Below are 17,922 nucleotides of genomic sequence, written 5' to 3'. Positions count from 1 at the left end.
CCAGGTTTTTTGACGGGGTCGAGACCTCCAAGAAGCATACGGCCACTGTCTCTGCGCGCATCAAGTGTACGCCCCTGAAGTTTCTATTCATGAGGGTCGCGCCCAAGCGCGTGGGGCGGTTTTTTAGCACTCCATCCTTGAAGCAATGCTGCTGACTGCTGCACCGTCACGCTTAAGGGCTGAGTTCCAGCAACTTGCGCTTGAGCGCCGAGGCTTGCCGACCCGATCACGGTAGCAACGGTGATATAGGACCAAATTTTCATATCGCGTTCTCGTTTTGTGGTTAAGTCTTCGCGAGGCGACGCAAATTTTGGACCTGTGGTGCTACTTGTCTGAGCGCCGTAACTCAGTCCTGAGAAGTGCCCGTTGCTTGCTGAAAAATATACGCCTGGGTCACACGCCGAGTCTCGTCAGGCAGTGCACTGAATTCAGCACCCACCTTGAGGCCTTTTCCCTCGTACGACCGATTGCGTGCGACGCAATGAAACACGAGGGCATGCTCACGCCCATCGACCTTCAGCCGCACGGCGATCTTGAAGTGTTCGCCAACTTCAAGCGTCGCGTCAGGCAAGAAGACGCCGATGCCGCTCGCGCACAGGTTCGTGATCTGCGCATCGAACCCGGTGGCCACCACGTCATTGCGAATGAGACGCGCGGATAGTCGGGTGTTGATTCGCATGTGCTTGCGAATCGTATGTCTTTTGATAGTCGCAGGGTATTCGAGTTGGAGAAGCGCCGGGATGCGACTGTCCCGCGCGGCGACCCGGGTGCGAAAGGCATAGACTGCCCGCCCAAATATCACCTTAGCCTCGAGCTCCGCGCCCACTTGAAGATGTTCGTTATCGCCTTGAACCATGACAAGTAGCGCGAGCTCAGGAATTGCACCGACATATCGAACATAAAACGACGCGGTATGCCCGGTGCACGAAGTCAACTGAAATTGTTCAATGCCGGTGGGCAGTGTCGGGAAGTGCCCTTGCAGGGGCTCCAGAGCAAGCGGCTCGGCCGTGGTATGCGCGGCCGTTGAAATCAACACAGCATCGCCCACACCCGCGTGAGTAGGTGTGGGCCCAGGCGCGTCGGCTTCGCGATAAGCGCCGATCGTCAGAAGCCTTTCTCGCTGCGCCTCAGAGCGCAAAGCGTGGCCTTCGCCTAAGAGAAGCTTCCCAACGGCGGAGTAAATGCGAAAGCGCAATGGCGTGTCGAGTTCCAGTTCGTGAGCCGAAATTTTAACGAGTGCCATGTTTTCGTTTGAGAGGACGCGAGACGCACAAAGAAAGCGCGGGTGCTAGCAAATTCAGCATGGAGCTACTTTAAGCGGGTGACACGGGAGGGTTCCGTGCGTCACCCCACATTCATCAGACGTAACGCTGCAATGGTGGCGACAAGAGCAGCCCTCTGATCGGCCTGAGGGTGCGCCGGGAAAGTGGGATTCACTAAACGGGTACGTCCTTGGAAATCCAGAACTTGTCAACGGTGTGGGTCGAGCGCAAGACGGCGCGCAACTGCTTAGGTCGTGTTGCTGTATCTGTGACGAACATTTGTTGGATGTGCCTGAGCGTGATCGCAGCGCGCGTTGCGCTGGTTCCCCGGTTTCGCCGGTTTTGCGTGCCCCACGGGCTAATCAGAGCGGCGCCCGAGACCATTGGCAATATGACGGAACAGCTGCCAAATCTCGCTCTGCTGCGTTTGAATCGCGCTGCCTCCAATTCGCATAGTTCCCGCGCGCGGCTGGCATGGACCGCTTTACGTAAGCGGTGGGGGCAAGGTGGTACATCCTTCGCGAATTTCATTTCGCGAACTTACGATCATCGAATCAAACGGTTCACATCAAGCGCGATCGCTGGACAATAGCTGATCGCAAGAGCTGATCGACGGCGTGACTTGCGTCGCATGCCGGTCACCGAGCGCAGAACAGGTTCGTTGAGCGATGCCTGCCGGTGTCCCTGTAATGAGCACGGCGAGCATCGTCCAACCGCAACTATAGGGCTCGGGTGAGGGGAGCGGCTCTGCGTCGTTGGTGTAGCAGTATGATGCGCTTGTGCTCTATGCCCGGAACGCTCTATGCCCGGAAGTAACAGGCCGGGCACCGGGCAAGCAGGAAGGGGCTAGGTGAGCGAAACACACTGTAATCCGTGTCGAGCCCGACTCGTTCGCGGCTTCGACTCTATCTCCATGACATGCGCCTCGCCTAGACGCGATTCACAGCAATCAAAGCACCAGCGTGATCAACTATGCGCCGCTTGCGCAGTTTGCGTTTGCGACGTTATCTTCCGTTGATCTGCGCTCACGACATCGCATGAATTTTCACCACGACTGTGTGACTAGAAATGTTAAACCTGCGTCATATCGAAATCTTCCACGCGATCATGCGCACCGGGTCGATAACCGCAGCGGCCGAATCCCTAAACATTACTCAACCGGCAGTGAGCGCTGTGCTCAAGCATTTTGAAAGCCGGCTTCAAATGCCGCTTTTTGATCGAGTGAACGGCCGTTTGCGTCCAACGCCCGAGGCCGAAGCGTTGCTGCCGGACGTGGCGGATATCTTCAACCGGCTTGACGCGGTAGAGCGTTTGTCGCGCGACCTTGCGGGCGGTTTGCGTGGCTCGCTATCGATTGCGGCAACCTCGCCGCTTGCCAACGGGCTCCTAGCGCAGACGGTTGCCAGCTTCACCAAGGCTCGTCCCCACGCGAAGATTGCGCTTCAATCGCTCGGTTCGCCCGTGGTCCTTGAGCGTGTATTGAACCGGGAAGCCGACATCGGACTGGCCTATGAGCCGATCATCAGCGCGCAGGTCGAAACCGAAGTCCTCTCGCGGGGAAGCATTACGTGCGTCTTGCCCGAGTCGCACCCGCTTGCGAATCGATCGTCGATATCGCCGGCCGACTTGGTGCCCTATGCCATCGTCACCTATTTGCCGCAAGCACTGCTTCGTCCCTATGTGGACAAGGCAATGAGCGATGCCGGCGTCGCGTTGAACATCAGCGTCGAAGTAGGCCTATCGATCACCGGAATCATGCTCGCGTTCAATGGCGCAGGCGTCGCGCTGGTCGAACCGGACCTGCTTCGGGCGATGCGCTTGCCTGGCATGGTCAGTCGTCCGCTGGTCCCGCAGGTCGAATTCAAGAGCCTTCTAATTCTGAACCGATCCGCTCCGCGTTCGCGCATTGTGCTTGAATTCATCGACTGTCTGCGCGCGCAAGCGGCGGCTGCCTAATAGGACCAATCCTAGCGGATCAGTCCTAGAGGGTCAGTCCTAGAGGGTCAGTCCTAGAGGGTCAACCCTAGAGGGTCAACCCTAGTTCATCACTGTAGCTTATGGAGCAGAGCGATTTAATGATTGGATTGGGAGCCCGCCTTTTCCTAGACTTCGTGGACGTTTTTCCTTTTGAGAGCCGTCCATGCTTCAGCGCGCCGAACCCAAGACTATTTACCGTCCCGATCAAAAGGGCCTCTATTTCCCGCAGTATCCAAGCTTCGCGACAGTAGCTGAGGAGCGCTTGCATCGGAAGCAGCGCTTAGCTGCCGTGTGCCGGGTCTTTGCGAAATATGGGTACGAGTATGGTTTTGCTGGTCACGTCACGGTGCGCGACCCGGAACATACCAACCTGTTCTGGACCAACCCATTTGCGATGGATTTTGGCCGCGTGCGCGTGTCCGACTTGCTGATGGTCGACCACGAGGGTAACGTCGTGGAAGGCACGTGGGCCGTGAACCGCGCCGGCTTCGTGCTGCATTCGGCAATCCATCAGGCCAATCCGCACATCGTCGCGTCCTGCCATGCCCATACGACCAACGGTATGGCGTGGGCAGCGCTGGGCCGCCCGCTCGATCCGATCACTCAGACGGCCTGCGGCTTTTATGAAGACCACGCTCTGATCACGGAAGAAGCCGGCGCGGTGGTCGTCGACAAAGACGCAGGCTCCACTGTCGCCGCCGCATTCGGAGACAACAAGGCGGCGATTCATCAAAACCACGGTCTGTTCTCGGCGGGACGCGAAAGCGTCGATGAAGCCGCGTGGTGGTTCATCGCGCTTGAGCGGGCATGCGAGATCCAGATCAAAGCCGAGTCGACCGGCTCGCCCTTGAAGCTGATTGGACGCGAAGCCGCGATTCACTCGCGCAATCATCTTGCGACGCCGTTCATGGCGTGGCTGCACTTCCAGCCAATCTACGACGCGATCGCGCGCCACGAGCCCGATTTATTCGACTGATTCTTGGTTGTCAGCCGGACTTGCATATCGATATAAAAAACGCCATTTGGGAGACACCGTGGCTAACACATTCGCAAAAACGGCAAGCGCGGATCTCGCTTCCCCGGGCATGCAAGTCGCCGAATCCGGCAAGCCGATTCCGCGCGCTCGCTGGATCCGTATGGGCACCTTGATCTTCCTCGCCTATCTCGGTTGTTACGTCGACCGGAGCAATATCAGCGTCGCCGCGCCGGAAATGGTGCGCCAGTTCGGCATGACGGGCGTTGTCACGGGTTTCCTCCTTGCTGCGTTTTTCTGGGGATACGTCGTGATGCAGATCCCCGGCGGCTGGCTAGCTAACCGCTTCGGGCCGAAATGGGTGATCGTGACTAGCCTTGCGGTGGTCGGCGTGACTGGCATTGCATCGGGACTGGCGACCACGTACGACCAGATCGTCGGCATTCGTTTCGTGATGGGCGTGGCCGAGGGCGTCATCTGGCCAAGTTTCGCAACTATCATCATGCGGTGGTTTCCGAGCGCGGAACGCAGCCGCGCGGTCAACCTCGCGCAATACGTATTGCCGCTGTCGTCTGCACTGATGGCTCCGATCGCGGGAGCGCTGATCCACCTGACCGACTGGCGCATGATGTTCATCGTTCAGGGCATTCCGGTGCTCGCGCTTGCGCTTGCCTGGGCGTGGCTTGGCAGCAGCGCACCCGAGCACGACAACCGCATTTCGGGCGAAGAACGCCGCATGATCCTCGCAAGCCGCGAAGTCGAAACGAGCGCACCTGCGCCGTTTTCCGCGGTGCTTCGCCGCCCGCTCATTCTGGGTCTGGGCGTCGCGTACTTTTTGTGGCTCACGGGTCTTTATGGATTCGGCTTGTGGTTGCCAGCGCTCATCAAGCAGTTATCGGCCACTGGCATTGCCAACGTCGCAGTGCTCACCGCTATACCCTTCGCGTTTGCCGCGCTCGGACTGTATGTGAACACGCGCTGGTCGAGCCGCGCGCGTCACGCCGACAACTGGCATTTCATCGTGCCGCTTGTTGTAGGCGGCATTGCGATCCTGGTCCAACCGCTGATCCGCGACAACCTGTTCGTATCGATGACAATGCTCGTCGTCACCGGCATATGTCTTTATTCGGGCATCGGAATCTGGTGGTCGTGGACGCTGAGCCTCGTGCCGCGCAACCAGATTGGTTCGTCCGCAGGCTTGGTCAATTTTATCGGCAACTGGGGAGGGGCTGTGGGTCCGATCCTCGTGGGCTGGGCCGCGCGCGGAGGAAATGCGGGTAGCGGTTTTTATGTGGCGGGCTACGCGCTGCTCGGCTCTGCCGCATTGAACGGGTTCCTGTGGATGGCGTCGCTGCGCAGCCGGTCTGAAACATTACGCTGATCCATCACTCCGTGGAGTTTCTTTCATGCCGTATCCCGCATCATTCAGTTTCTACGTTCCAACTGCCATCGAATATGGACGGGGCAACCTTGCGAAGCTGCCGGGCTTTGTCCTGCAACTGGGCGGCAAGCGTGTGCTGATAGTTGGAGATCCAGGCGTAAAAGCCGCCGGTATTGTAGACCGTGTTTTGGACACGCTGAGGGTCGCAGATATTGAGGCGGTCGCATTCACCGAGGTCCAAAGCGATCCCGCTGTGCACTCGGTTACGCAAGGTATTGCGCTCGCCCGCAATAAGTCATGCGATCTGATCGTCGGCGTGGGCGGAGGGAGCGCACTCGACACAGCCAAGGCGATTGGCTTGATGCTGGGCAACACGGGCACAATTCGGGACTATGTCGGCATAGGCAAGGTGCCCCATGCCGGCGCGCCTGTCATTGCCATCCCGACCACGTCGGGTACCGGCAGCGAGCTGACGATCTGGTCGGTGCTCTCCGACACCGAGGCCGACATCAAGATATCGATTGGCAGTGTGTACAACTGCCCCCGCATCGGCTTGCTCGATCCTGAACTGACCCGAAGTTTGCCGGCCAGCATCACGGCTGCTACCGGCATGGATGCGCTCACGCATGCCATTGAATCATGCGTCAACACGGCCAACCAGCCGATGACCGAGGCGCTCGCGCATCAGGCGATTTCGCTGATCGGCCGAAGCTTGCGGCGGGCGACCCTGCACGGTGACGATATCGATGCGCGCGGCGATATGTTGCTCGCCAGCGCGATGGCGGGCATCGCGTTTAATGCGACACGTCTGGGACTCGTACATGCATTCGCGCTGCCGCTTGGTAACAAGTTTGGTATTGCGCACGGCCTGGTGAACGCGATCATGCTGCCCGCGGTCATTGCGTATAACGCGTCGTCGAATGTGGAAGGCTATGCAAAGGTCGCCGCGCTGCTCGGCGAATCCACAGCCGATCGAGCAGCGCACGCGGTGCTTGAGCTACGGCGGGATATCGGCATTACTCAAACGCTGGCGGACTTCGGCGTGACCGAGGATCGCTTTGACGAAGTCATCGACGAGGCCATGCAGTCGGGAAACGTGGCGGTCAATCCCCGGTATCCTAGCCGCGAGGATATGACGGCACTGCTGCGCCACGGTATGGCAGGGACAATATAAAAACCGGGCGAACACCATGACAATCGATATATGCCAGATCCATTGATGCGCAGTGCCAGTACGACTTGCTCATTCGGGCCGCGCAGATTGCAACCGCCCGCACTGGCTCGCTGATTCCCAAATGCTATTCGCTTTAAAAATGGTATCGCCATTTTTCAAAGTATTAGCCGACGAGGGCGTTTCGGGAAAGGCCTTGGGGTGACAGTGCACGGCTTTCGCATGCCTATTTGGGGCGCATGTACGAGCAAGTGATTAGGCGTGGTGGGGATGAGCCGCATCGAACACGGCGATCACGCGCGCAAGAACTGTATCGAAACTGGCGCGCATGTCGAGTGGGTCAACCGCGAGCCAGGCCTCGTCGATGCGGCTCATTTCAACCACTCGCGTAACCACGCCGCGCATTGGGCCGCGTCTGATGTCGGCCAACTAACCGTGATCGATTGTTGGCCGCGCCGTACCTCGAAGCGGATTTCTCTGTGATCATTCGCGTCGTTAATTTGACGTGGGACAGAAGCAGATGGTATTGCCACCGCTGCTGACGGCTTCATTGCCACGACGTCACTGTCGCTCGTCGTTGCGCCGCTCTCGGTTTTCTCCAGCCAGCGCCGCAGCAAGTTGGCATTCAGCTTATGCATCAACGCGATCGCGGCAACCGACACACCTGGTCCTTGGCAGGCAGCCACCACTTCCGCTTTAAAGTCTTCTGGGTATCGGCGCCGTTTGCGACGGCCTAAGGGAGCATCTTTGCGTATTTCGCTGAAGCTGGACACGCGTTTCGCATGAAGCCGGACAGGTGTTTCGCGCGAAGCTGGACAGTCGGAGCGCAGCGACGCAGGGGTTTCTGTTTTTACTCTGACTGCTGGTTTTCGGTCAAACTAATTTTTAGTTTTCGCATCGATTCACCGTTCATGTTGATTCGATAAGTGTTGTGAACAAGCCGGTCCAGGATGGCGTCGGCAAGCGTTGGATCGCCGAGCGCACCGTGCCAGTTGTCGACCGGAATCTGGCTTGTTGCAATGGTTGAGCGACGGCCGTGGCGATCATCGAGTATTTCGAGCAGATCACGCCGAGCGCTGTCGGGCATTGGCGCCATTGCGAAGTCATCCATCAGCAGCACATCCGTCTTGGCCCACTGCGCGAGTGCTCGCGCATATCGACCGCTGCCGTGCGCGATAGCGAGCTCCTCGGCGAGCCTGGGCATCTTGAGATAGGCCACCGTGTAGCCCAGACGGCAGGCCTGATTGGCGAGCGCGCATCCAAGCCAGGTCTTACCCAGGCCGGTCGCGCCAATAATTAGCGTGTTGTGCTTCTCCCGGATCCAATCGCCAGTGAGCAAGCGGCTCATGAGTGCGCGATCAAGCCCGCGTGGGGTGCGGTAGTCGATGTCTTCGGCCACGGCTTCGGAGAACTTCAGTTTGGCACGGCGCAGGCGCGATGATGTCTGCCTGGATTCGCGTTCGCTTGCTTCGCGCTCAACAAGCAAGCCTAAACGCTCCTCGAAGCCCAGCGCTTCGATATCGGGATTGTTCTGCTGTTGCGTCAAGGCGGATGCCATGCCGCTCAGCCTCAGCGCGTGAAGCTTGTCGATCGTTGGATGTTTGAGCATATGGCCTCTTCAGTGATAGTAGTTCGGTCCGCGCACATTGGGATGTGTGAGCGGTAAGCTGGCCTGATCCGTTTCTGTCTGAGGCGACTGGTCCAGGCCGTTCTTGAGCGTCGAGCTAATGAAGCGGTAGCTTGGCGCCTTCAGATCGATGGCACGGCAGCACGCGGCCTCCAGCCGCGCATTGCCGTGGTCTTTGCCCAGGCGAAGGACGCCAAGGCAAGCGCGATAGGCTTGTTGGGGATGCTGCCGGCCGCCAAGCAGATGCTGGATCACGGCGGCGGTGTGCGGCCCGATGCGTATGGCCCAGTCGTACAGCCGCTGCGGCCCCCACCCACTGACCTCTTGATGATGAGGCGGCATGTGCGCATTAACCGTACTATGGTGACCGCGCCGAGTGCTTCGCGCGTGGGCGGCGATACGCGTGCCTCGGTGGAAGATCTCGACTGTCCCGTTCGTATATCGAACGTCGACCTGTTGACGCGCGAAGCGGTGCGGTACAGAGTAGTAGTGAACGTCAATGTCAACGTGGTAATCAGGCCCCACGCGCGCTACCTTCCAATCAGCATATTGATAGCGCTGTGACGGAAGCGCCTTCAGCGATGAGCGCTCGAATTCATCGAAAGTGCTGCGGCGAGATCCCGGCAGCTTCTTGAAGGCTTTGTTGTTCAAGTCGACCAGGAGTGTCGCGATCGCGGAGTTTGCCTCGGTCAGGCTAAAGAAGCGGTGTTTGCGAAGTCGAGCGAGAATGTAGCGCTGGACGAGGAGCACGCCTTGCTCGACCTTGGCTTTATCACGGGGCTTTTTACTGCGGGCTGGGATGACCGCCACAGAATAATGCGAGGCCATTTCTCCGTATGTCCGATTGATAATGGGATCGTAGAAGCTCGGCTTGTGCACGCCCGATTTAAGGTTGTCAGGCGTGACGATCTCAGGACAACCGCCCATAAATTCGAATGTTCGAATGTGAGAGCCAATCCAATCAGAACTCTGCTGGGTCCAGGTTGCTTCCGCATAGGTGTAGTTCGACGCCCCCAGTACGGCCACGAACAACTCGGCCTCCCGCATCTCACCCGTTTGCGCATTGATGATCGCAACCTTGTCGCCCGAGTAGTCGACGAAGAGCTTCTCGCCCGGAGCATGTGTTTGCCGCAAGGTTAGCGGAAGCGCATTCGCCCATTCGCTGTATCGCGTGCAAAACCAGGTGTACGCGTAACCGTCAGGGTGCTCGGCCTTGTATTCGTTCCAGAGCAGATCGAGCGTCACGCCTTTTCGGGCAAGCTCGCGCCTCACGGTCGGCCAATGCGGCGCAGGACGTTCCCCTTCCACGCGTGGCGGTGGCGGAAACAGGCGTGCCTCGAGCTCGTCATCACCGAGTGCTGGCGGCAGCGGGTAGCTTAGGCCGGCACGCTCCAAACGGCGAACATATTGCCCCACAGTTGTGGGCGACGTACCCAACGCCCGAGCGACTTCCCGATGATTAAAGCCGCAATCGAAATGTAGGCGCAGCGCTTTTCGAATTTTACGCATGGTCAACTTTGGAAATGCCATGTAGACGCCCCGACGAAATCATCGAGGGTGCCACGGTTGACCTGCGTCGCTACTTTACGAACTTACTGTCCAGCTTGGCGCGAAATCGCTGTCCAGCTTGCCGTGAAATCCGTGTCCAGCTTCGTGTGAAAAGCCTGTCCAGCTTGGTGTGAAATACGCACATCTTGGTCAATAGTGTCCACTTGCCCACCTTTTGTTCAAGTGGACACGATGCTCCTAAGGCTACTGCGTCAATTCAAGATGCCTTCACCAGCCGCTTACGGACAAGTCGCGTCGATTGACCTCGTTCATATATCACTGACGCACGACTGAGCAAGGTCGCGGTTAAGTGGGCATATTTACCGATTTTGCTGTTTATTTATTTGTCTAAACAATACCCTGTTGCTAGCATTTTTTTTCTTCAATATTTTAAAACGTCGAATAACCCTCTATACGACAGCTTATTCCTCGAATCAAAAACTCCTGAAACAGTTTGTAATTCTTCTTAAGGGCTGACCCGGAGTGTCATCGGAAAAAATGACACATTTTGAGGAAGATGGAATGAGACAGGTGGCTGTAGGTTTTCGTTTGGTGAAAGTGGCTGGAGAGTTGGTGTCGGCATGCATTTGCGGCTTGGGTAATTTGTTAGCGAGGCTACCGGCGCTGTTCGCGACAACAGGCCGCAAGTTTCCGGCAGTAGCAGCGCTCAGCCCTGTCGGAATGAGGTTAAAACTGACGATGGCCGCACGCTGCACACGACCGGCGATGTGAACAGCGCACGCAACATCACGCTCGCGGGCAACGGCACATTCAATACGGACAGCGGCACGACGACGACCGACAGTGGGGCGGTCAGCGGTGCGGGAGGCCTCATCAAGAACGGCGCAGGCACGCTCGAGCTCGACGGTGTTGCATCGCACCAAGGCGGCACGACTGTCAACGGCGGCACACTGGTTTTGGGTGGCAACAACACCTATACGGGCGGCACGAGCGTCAATGGTCCCGGTACCTTGCAAGTCTCGTCAGATGCGAACCTGGGCGATGCGTCGAGCAACCTGATGCTTAACGGCGGCACGCTGCACACGACCGGCGATGTGAACAGCGCACGCAACATCACGCTCGCGGGCAACGGCACATTCAATACGGACAGCGGCACGACGACGACTGACAGTGGGGCGGTCAGCGGTGCGGGAGGCCTCATCAAGAACGGCGCAGGCACGCTCAAGCTCGACGGTGTTGCCTCGCACCAAGGCGGCACGACTGTCAACGGCGGCACACTGGTTTTGGGCGGCAATAACACCTACACAGGCGGTACCACGCTGAATGGCGGATCCTTGCATGTTTCGTCCGACGCAAACCTGGGCGATCCGTCGAACGCAATCACTTTTCACGGTGGTGATCTAACGGTAACCCAGTCCATGACAACTGCCAGGGGCATGATTCTGGGTGCGGAAGGCGCTTCGCTCACCACACTGACGGGTGTTACGCTCGTCGAGAATGGCGATATGAGCGGAGTGGGCGGTCTCCAAAAGAACGGCGGCGGTACTCTTATCGTTGGCGGAAACAACACCTTTACAGGCGGCACGCTCATCAACGGAGGTGTAATCCAGATCAATTCAGGATCCTCACTTGGAACCGGTGCGATTGTTCTCAATGGAGGAATGCTAAACACCACAGCCACGCTCGGGACGGGGCAGCAGATCATCGTCTCCGGTGCGTCGGGGGTTAATGTCGATGAGGGCACGACGACGGTTCTCTCTGGGCAAATTGCATCTTCGGGCGACGCCTCTTGCTTTACTAAGATGGGTAAGGGAACGCTCAGCATGACCGGTTCGGCAACGCTTTCGCATGGTACTTGCGTGGCAGACGGAATGTTGCGCGCTAATGGCGACCTAATTAGCGATGTAAGCGTCTACGCGGCAGGAACACTGCGCGGAGTAGGCCTCGTCAATGGTTCAATGAATGTCGATGGCAGGCTGGCTCCTGGTAATTCGCCGGGCACCCTTGTCGTGAATGGAACCGTCACGATGAATGGCGGTAGTGTCTTCGAAGCTGACGTCGATGGGACCGGCACGGGTACTGGCGCAGGTAATTACTCGCGCTTGCTGGTCACGGGTGCAGGGCATCAATTTATCGCGAACGGCACCTTGCAGCCGCTGCTTCGGAACATTACTGGAAATGCATCGAATACATTCGTGCCGAACTTAGGCGACACTTACCGCATCGTCACGGCCGAGGGCGGTATCGCCGGTCGTTTCAGCGGGCTTGACCAACCGGCAGAAGGATTGGCTGCCGGGACGCGCTTCCAGGCGTTCTACAACGTGCTGGGCAGCAACAGCATCGACTTGCGAGTTACGCCACTGACGTATGCGGGATATCTCTCCGGCAGCAACGGGAATGTCAGGTCGGTTGCTGGACTACTTGACGCAACAATGACCTCGCAAGACGCCGCCACGGCGACTGACCGTCAAAGTCAGCTGCTTTACGCGGTCGCTGGAGCTGATGCGGCTCAATTGCCCCAAGTGGCTAAAGGACTCGTAGGCGAAATCCATGCAGATATGGCCGCTGCAGCACCAGAGGCCGGTCGGGCAACCCAACAGCAGGTAACGGATCACCTGATGAATGGGCCTGCAACTGATGCAACCCACGGAGAAATGCTTTGGGCGAACGTATCGCACACAAACGACCATACGTCGGCCGACGAGCATGCTTCGGGTTTTACAGCGCGTAACAACCAGGTCACAGTTGGCGCCGACATCATGCGCAGTGCCGCGACGCGTGTCGGCGTTGGATTCTCGCACGCTGATGTGGTCGTCGCGACTGACGGTGGGTCAGGCTCAATTCAAGACAATTTGGGCTTTATTTACGGTCAGCAGTCTGTCGGGAATGTCTTGATGGACGGCGTGTTCGGCTACGGCACGCAAAGCTGGAGCAGCGACCGCTCCGATGTGATCGGAACAACAAACGGTCTGTCGACGGGCAATCACGGGCACGATATCTTCGCAAGTCTGGGCGTGCGCTTGCCTGTCCTTTTGAGCAATTACCGCATAGAACCCTTTGCACGCGCGCTCTTCCAGCACATCCAACGTGATGGAAGCAATGAAGGCGACGCATCTGTGTCGGCTCTTACGCTGAACGACTATTCCGCAAGCGGAACGCGCTTGCTTGCCGGAGTGTCTGGCGGGTCGATCTCCCAAGATCCACTGATGCAATTTGCCACCTATAAATTCAACGTGGCAATTGGAACGGACACCGGTAGTCTCATTCGCACCAGCATTGACGGGTCGCTGGTCGGCCAACCGTTAAGCGTGCAGGCGCCGCACTCAGGACGAGTGTTCGGTCAGTTTGGTCTGGGTGGAACATTGCGGGTTGCGAAGCAGGGATATCTGTTCGCAGGTGCCCAAACCGAGGTCGCCGCTCGGCGTACGTCGTACAGCTTGACAGGAGGGGTGCGCATCGGTTTTTGATGAATAGTCGGTCGAGCGAGAGAATGTCACCGCAATCTCTGTAGTGCGTCCACTTTGGCTGTCAGCGGAGGCTTAATTTACGCCAACGCTGGCGGCTACTCACCATTGCCGCGCTTGGCAAGCGAAAAGATGGGTAGCCTCAATACACGATCCTCACAATCGAGATAACAGGACTTCGATAATTAAAGATCCGCCTCGCTTGTGATGGTTCCTCTCGTCGAGCGTGCGGGGGAGGAAGAGCACCTTTTTGAAGGTGCGACAACGCATGGAACGCCGTTTAGTCCAACCCTTATTTGATATGCGGCGCCTGAGGTGGCGCATCGATCAGGGAAATGAGCAAGGGACCGATTTCCGCGAGCGGTACACAGTAGTTAGGATGATCCCGCTCTAGCGCAGACAGGGGCATACCCGAGTCCCGTACGTCGGCCGGAGCTTGCACGATCCGTAGCCCATTGCTTGCATGAATTGCCCTGAATCCAAGGCCGTCGCCGTCTCCGCCCGTCACAATAACCCCGATTAGATCACTGCCATACACATGCGCAGCCGTTTCGAAAAGCCTGTTTGCGGACGGACGTACGTGATTGACTTTGGGGCCATCGTCGAGCGCGAAGTTTCCAGGCGACTTGACTGTCAGATGAAATGCGGGAGGGGCGCAATATATATGTCCAGCTCTAATCTCCTGCCCGTCGACAGCATACGAGGTCGGCAGTGAAGTAAATCGTCCGATGATCTCAGGAAGAAGTCTAGGACCGTCTGAGGGCGTGTGCGAAACGAATGCGATCGTGCCGGCGAAGTCGTAAGGCAGGACCCGGACGATTCGACAAAAAGCGTCTAGGCCGCCTAGCGAGCCGCCGATTACTATTAACCTAACTGCAGGTGTGTTCATGGATCAATTTTTGTCGCTTGTTGGCCTCATTAAGCACCGACTGTGCCTAGCCTGAGAAAAGCGGTGCTGATCGTCTCAACGCGCTTTGCTATTCCCAATTCCACATTCGGGATGTGCCCATGACGTACAACGAGATCGTGGAGCCGCTTAGCTTGGCGATGTGCGGTAGCGCACTCTCTTTACAGACTTTTGGGTATCAAGGGTCGCGGCTCAATGAATCGCGAGGCGTGAAACTTGACGTCAATTTACGTTCAAATCAAGTTGAAGCTTTGCGAGTAAGCCGCTAGACGCCATTGGCAATGGGGCGTCCGTTTTCGAAAGAATTAGCTGCCCGGGTCGGGTGGCCTACGCCCGATCATTTTAGGTGGCGCCGAGCTTGGAGCAGGGCGAGCACAATAGTTTCGTCTTTATGGATTTGCACAACAGGTTGGCCACAACTTCGTGTAATTCGGGGTTGCCGCTTTTTCAGTCGCAAACGTGGACTGGCCGGTCGTATGCGTGTGCAAGTTGCAGAGCAATGTTCATCGCAGCGTGTTTGCTCAAGCATGGAATGATGAAATACCCTCTCGCGAGCGCACCATCCGGTACCGTCACGTTCCAAATCGATTTCCGCCATCGCGAGACAACGACTGGCAAGTGATTCTCAACGCTGTAGTTCATTCAAAGCTTATCCATTGCGTGGTGCGCGAGTTCTGGAGCAGGGTCGTCCTACCAATACACGATGGCGATCTTTTATACGGATTAGTTAAGGACACGCAACTGGCCGATGTAGTCGACATCTTTGTCGCCACGATGACCCCGCCCGTGAGTCCGCAACTTGCCAAGCCCGACCGGCTTAAATGGTTGAAGAGAAGTGGCATATAGTCACCAAAATTATTGTATGCAAATACATCGGGATAGCGAGAAACTTTCGCTTCGCCTAACTCCAGCGACGACGAAAACATGACCGCATCCAAGAAACGCAAGCAGACGCATAAAGGCTCGCCCCCGCAGCGTCACTCGAAAGGTCTATTCCTGCCCGTGGTTGCGTCGGACGCTGACGCCATGATTCTTGGCGTCAGGATCGCGCTGGAAAGCATCCGCCGGCAGAGCAGTGGGCGATCGGAAGCTGTCGCTATGGCACAGGCGCTCTTGCTGACAACCTACGTAACCGAGGCGGGGCACGGCGCGCTGGCAATCTCGGAGCTTACTAAAGCCGAGGTCAGCCTGAACCGCGTGCTAGTCAAAGGTGCGCAAACGGGGGATTGGACTTTTCCCGGCGATGTGGTGGCTGGGCTTGCTGCCATCGTGAACGAGCACGACCGGCAGCTTCACGAAGTCCGATCGGGGGTGATTCTTCAAGCAATGCAATGCATGCGACGCCTTGTGGACAAAGCGCCCGATGCGGTCGCAGGCGAATCGATTTGCGAGCGGCCTGAAGGCTGAGCCCACAGTTGTCGGGCCTAGCAACCGAGGACAGTGGGCACGCCGAAGCTGGCGGAGTGAATTGTCGCCTCATCTCCTCATCCAGGCATAACGGAAATCCGCTGAGGTGGTTTGTTCCTTTAAGTCATTAAATCCCAATCGCCCGCAAAAGGGTAGGCCGATTTCCACGGAGCAAACCTTCCTACAATGGTTCCAAGACCGCTGACCTGCGTTTTCGGCCCGAATTGCGGCTATGTCGTCGGATCCGCCGAGTGGCTTTTCCAATAAATAACATGACAATCGTGCCGGACTCTCGGAAGATTTTGCCTAATACTGACTGTTCCGCACCATTTCGTTGTCTGTGCATTTTACAATATGCCCAGATCCGGCCGAACACTTGATATCTGACCTTGCTGATATCACCTGCATATTCGTGCGAATGCGTTTTACATGAGATCCCGCTTCTGTGGCATCGCCGTTGTTTGAGACTGATGGGAGGAGCTTATGGCAATCAATGAAAGACTAGCGCAGCTCGAAATGCTGTGGGTATCAATCAGACCACTTCAGGATCGCGCTAAGCAGCGCCACGACGACCAACTAAGCAAGGATATCGAAGCGTTGTTTTCATCGATCGCCGTAATTTGTGACGGCGATCCTAATATCAACGATGAGATAAAATCGGCGAGAGTTCTGTTATCGCTCGGTCATCCGCAAGCGGCTTTAGAAAAATCGCGGGCCATCCTCATTGAAGCTGCACCTTTGCGGAACGATTAACGCGTACGCGGTAGTTACGGCGGACACAGTATGGTTGGTCGAGAAGACATGAAAGACGTCACCCAATACTTACAAACGCATGACATCAAAATTTCGCAGTGCTGTTGCGTCACAGCGTTTCGATGGCCGATCGAACCGTGACTCCCACATAAACTGGCAATAGATACTGCTTAAGCTTCCGCATAAAAAGATAAATGACTGCAGGTCCTTGCTTATTGATCTGATGGAACTGAGAATGATCTCTTGTTACGAGATGTAACGAGCTATTAAGAAATTCCGGTATCATTTTCCGGGCGTTCACCACTCTCATCTGATGTCGTAAGCGAAGGCCATGAATACTAAAAATGATTCCGCCGACTCCATTCGAGAAATCAACCTCTCGTACATCATGCTTGCGCAGAAGATGCTGCGTGCCGATCGCGCCATTGGTCAAGCGCGGCTCGGGCTCTCACTGAAGGTAGCAGACATTCTTGTTACCCTCACAATGGCTCAGGTCCTGAAGCTCGCCGCAGCACCCCATCTTCTCTGCGCGTTTCGGTTCGATGATCAGTCGATGTTGGTGTCCCTGTCCCGTGCCGATGAGCAAGGGAAAATTGTGCCGGCCGAATCGACGCTGGCGTTTGCCGGGTAAGCGGCGAGGCAGTATTCTCAGTGCAGGGAAGGTCTGGATGAGTGTGAGTGCCGACGCGGAGATGCGATGAACGATGGACCGATGTTCTTCGGCGATGCTGAGCTCATGGCACAGGCAACGGTTCTTGCCCAGACAGTCATCTCAATTCGTACTGCGCGAGGTAAGAGCTTGCCGCGGGATTTTTCAGGCGAATCACCAGAGTTGGAAGCGGTCGCACTTGAGTTTGCCGACGACATCGCGCGGGTACTCGCAGGCGAGCGCGGTTAGCCGGTGTTGATCGCAATTAACCGGTTTTGATCGCAATAGTCGGTGGCCCGCTGCCTAACACGATCAACTGCATGGAGCGACGTTGCCCAGCGGTTTCTCTTAAAGCATCGCTGCTTGCTGATATCGGCTGACGGCATTCGCCTTATTCATCGCTTGCCGGTGATTCCTCATCAACGTCGTTTCCGCCGATGCCGCCACGTTCATGATCGTCGCAATGCTCGCCTGGATCCGGCGGATGATGACCATGGCATCGGCGGGCTGATCGGCTTGCAAGCCCATCAGGAGCGGCGAACGCGTTTGCGTGAGTTCTGCGGCGCGGGGCCAGTCGTTATCGGCGGCTGCATTTTCGATGGCTTCCGTCAGCGCCCACGCCTGGGCGATCAGTTCTTGCTGGTTCATCGCTTTGCTCCCTTACTTGTTGGTCGCGAGTGCGCCCGCGCTGTTTGTGCCGCCGAATAACTGCGTCAGGTAGCTGGCGTTGCTTGTCGATTGCGACATCAGCGTGTTCAGCGCCGTGAATTGCGCGTTGTACGAAGTCGTCAACTGCGCGGCGTATGCCGTGAGTGCCGTTTGCTGGTCGCTCAGGCTTTTCA

15 protein-coding genes and 2 pseudogenes are annotated in these 17,922 nt (G+C 57.1%); 9 read left to right on the top strand and 8 right to left on the bottom strand.

Annotation, left to right across the window (positions count from 1 at the left end):
* Window positions 1-119: 119 nt before the first annotated feature.
* Window positions 120-263, bottom strand: a pseudogene (locus ACRXB1_RS12585) (PRC-barrel domain-containing protein); the annotation flags it as partial.
* Between the two features lie 83 nt (window positions 264-346).
* Entirely contained in the window at window positions 347-1,243 is an 897-nt protein-coding gene (locus tag ACRXB1_RS12580) for a flagellar brake protein (protein ID WP_449492197.1), read from the bottom strand.
* A 1,087-nt stretch (window positions 1,244-2,330) separates the two neighbouring features.
* Here ACRXB1_RS12580 and ACRXB1_RS12575 point away from each other — a divergent pair.
* The 4 genes from ACRXB1_RS12575 (at window position 2,331) to ACRXB1_RS12560 (ending at window position 6,767) form a co-directional block, all read left to right on the top strand.
* Window positions 2,331-3,218 (top strand): LysR family transcriptional regulator, encoded by an 888-nt coding sequence (locus ACRXB1_RS12575; protein WP_062167539.1) that lies wholly within the window; start codon window positions 2,331-2,333, stop codon window positions 3,216-3,218.
* 184 nt (window positions 3,219-3,402) lie between these two features.
* Window positions 3,403-4,215: a class II aldolase/adducin family protein gene (locus ACRXB1_RS12570; protein ID WP_449492196.1), complete on the top strand. Its 813-nt coding sequence runs from the start codon at window positions 3,403-3,405 to the stop codon at window positions 4,213-4,215.
* A 58-nt stretch (window positions 4,216-4,273) separates the two neighbouring features.
* Window positions 4,274-5,593: an MFS transporter gene (locus tag ACRXB1_RS12565; protein ID WP_062167535.1), complete on the top strand. Its 1,320-nt coding sequence runs from the start codon at window positions 4,274-4,276 to the stop codon at window positions 5,591-5,593.
* A gap of 25 nt (window positions 5,594-5,618) precedes the next feature.
* Window positions 5,619-6,767 carry an iron-containing alcohol dehydrogenase gene (locus tag ACRXB1_RS12560; protein WP_449492195.1) on the top strand — a complete coding sequence of 383 codons (1,149 nt, stop codon included), beginning with the start codon at window positions 5,619-5,621 and terminating at the stop codon, window positions 6,765-6,767.
* A gap of 368 nt (window positions 6,768-7,135) precedes the next feature.
* On the opposite strand, the gene tnpA is transcribed toward ACRXB1_RS12560, so the two are convergent.
* The 3 genes from tnpA to istA form a co-directional block, all read right to left on the bottom strand.
* Window positions 7,136-7,537: an IS66-like element accessory protein TnpA gene (gene tnpA / locus ACRXB1_RS12555; RefSeq protein WP_449492194.1), complete on the bottom strand. Its 402-nt coding sequence runs from the start codon at window positions 7,535-7,537 to the stop codon at window positions 7,136-7,138.
* A 77-nt stretch (window positions 7,538-7,614) separates the two neighbouring features.
* Entirely contained in the window at window positions 7,615-8,373 is a 759-nt protein-coding gene (istB, locus tag ACRXB1_RS12550) for an IS21-like element helper ATPase IstB (protein WP_213780707.1), read from the bottom strand.
* A 9-nt stretch (window positions 8,374-8,382) separates the two neighbouring features.
* Window positions 8,383-9,921 (bottom strand): IS21 family transposase, encoded by a 1,539-nt coding sequence (istA, locus tag ACRXB1_RS12545; protein WP_449492193.1) that lies wholly within the window; start codon window positions 9,919-9,921, stop codon window positions 8,383-8,385.
* A 746-nt stretch (window positions 9,922-10,667) separates the two neighbouring features.
* Here istA and ACRXB1_RS12540 point away from each other — a divergent pair.
* On the top strand, window positions 10,668-13,367 hold the full coding sequence (locus ACRXB1_RS12540; RefSeq protein WP_449492192.1) for an autotransporter outer membrane beta-barrel domain-containing protein: 2,700 nt from the start codon (window positions 10,668-10,670) through the stop codon (window positions 13,365-13,367).
* A 289-nt stretch (window positions 13,368-13,656) separates the two neighbouring features.
* On the opposite strand, the gene ACRXB1_RS12535 is transcribed toward ACRXB1_RS12540, so the two are convergent.
* Window positions 13,657-14,253 (bottom strand): chemotaxis protein CheB, encoded by a 597-nt coding sequence (locus tag ACRXB1_RS12535; protein ID WP_449492191.1) that lies wholly within the window; start codon window positions 14,251-14,253, stop codon window positions 13,657-13,659.
* 942 nt (window positions 14,254-15,195) lie between these two features.
* Between ACRXB1_RS12535 and ACRXB1_RS12530 the strand changes: the two genes are divergently transcribed.
* The 4 genes from ACRXB1_RS12530 (at window position 15,196) to ACRXB1_RS12515 (ending at window position 17,329) form a co-directional block, all read left to right on the top strand.
* Window positions 15,196-15,678, top strand: a complete 483-nt coding sequence (locus tag ACRXB1_RS12530; protein WP_449492190.1) for a hypothetical protein — start codon at window positions 15,196-15,198, stop codon at window positions 15,676-15,678.
* A gap of 483 nt (window positions 15,679-16,161) precedes the next feature.
* Complete coding sequence (locus tag ACRXB1_RS12525; RefSeq protein ID WP_449492189.1) at window positions 16,162-16,431, top strand: hypothetical protein; 270 nt, start codon at window positions 16,162-16,164, stop codon at window positions 16,429-16,431.
* Window positions 16,432-16,762: 331 nt separating this feature from the next.
* Entirely contained in the window at window positions 16,763-17,062 is a 300-nt protein-coding gene (flhD, locus tag ACRXB1_RS12520) for a flagellar transcriptional regulator FlhD (RefSeq protein ID WP_449492188.1), read from the top strand.
* A gap of 66 nt (window positions 17,063-17,128) precedes the next feature.
* Window positions 17,129-17,329 (top strand): hypothetical protein, encoded by a 201-nt coding sequence (locus ACRXB1_RS12515; RefSeq protein ID WP_449492187.1) that lies wholly within the window; start codon window positions 17,129-17,131, stop codon window positions 17,327-17,329.
* A gap of 99 nt (window positions 17,330-17,428) precedes the next feature.
* Here ACRXB1_RS12515 and ACRXB1_RS12510 read toward each other — a convergent pair whose 3' ends face one another.
* Both ACRXB1_RS12510 and ACRXB1_RS12505 read right to left on the bottom strand, forming a co-directional pair.
* Window positions 17,429-17,728, bottom strand: a complete 300-nt coding sequence (locus ACRXB1_RS12510; protein ID WP_449492186.1) for a flagellar protein FliT — start codon at window positions 17,726-17,728, stop codon at window positions 17,429-17,431.
* A gap of 12 nt (window positions 17,729-17,740) precedes the next feature.
* Window positions 17,741-17,922: pseudogene (locus tag ACRXB1_RS12505) on the bottom strand (flagellar filament capping protein FliD); the annotation flags it as partial.

The sequence above is a fragment of the Caballeronia sp. M23-90 genome (genome assembly GCF_053574605.1).
The sequence above is the reverse complement of the archived record's forward strand: the minus strand, read 5'-3'. Positions and strand labels throughout refer to the sequence as shown.

Excerpts from the sequence above, each read along its gene's own strand:
- ACRXB1_RS12580 (WP_449492197.1), bottom strand. The coding sequence starts at position 1,243 with ATGGCACTCGTTAAAATTTCGGCTCACGAACTGGAACTCGACACGCCA.
- ACRXB1_RS12575 (WP_062167539.1), top strand. The coding sequence starts at position 2,331 with ATGTTAAACCTGCGTCATATCGAAATCTTCCACGCGATCATGCGCACC.
- ACRXB1_RS12570 (WP_449492196.1), top strand. The coding sequence starts at position 3,403 with ATGCTTCAGCGCGCCGAACCCAAGACTATTTACCGTCCCGATCAAAAG.
- ACRXB1_RS12560 (WP_449492195.1), top strand. The coding sequence starts at position 5,619 with ATGCCGTATCCCGCATCATTCAGTTTCTACGTTCCAACTGCCATCGAA.
- istB (WP_213780707.1), bottom strand. The coding sequence starts at position 8,373 with ATGCTCAAACATCCAACGATCGACAAGCTTCACGCGCTGAGGCTGAGC.
- istA (WP_449492193.1), bottom strand. The coding sequence starts at position 9,921 with ATGGCATTTCCAAAGTTGACCATGCGTAAAATTCGAAAAGCGCTGCGC.
- ACRXB1_RS12535 (WP_449492191.1), bottom strand. The coding sequence starts at position 14,253 with ATGAACACACCTGCAGTTAGGTTAATAGTAATCGGCGGCTCGCTAGGC.
- ACRXB1_RS12530 (WP_449492190.1), top strand. The coding sequence starts at position 15,196 with ATGACCGCATCCAAGAAACGCAAGCAGACGCATAAAGGCTCGCCCCCG.
- ACRXB1_RS12525 (WP_449492189.1), top strand. The coding sequence starts at position 16,162 with ATGGCAATCAATGAAAGACTAGCGCAGCTCGAAATGCTGTGGGTATCA.
- flhD (WP_449492188.1), top strand. The coding sequence starts at position 16,763 with ATGAATACTAAAAATGATTCCGCCGACTCCATTCGAGAAATCAACCTC.
- ACRXB1_RS12515 (WP_449492187.1), top strand. The coding sequence starts at position 17,129 with ATGAACGATGGACCGATGTTCTTCGGCGATGCTGAGCTCATGGCACAG.
- ACRXB1_RS12510 (WP_449492186.1), bottom strand. The coding sequence starts at position 17,728 with ATGAACCAGCAAGAACTGATCGCCCAGGCGTGGGCGCTGACGGAAGCC.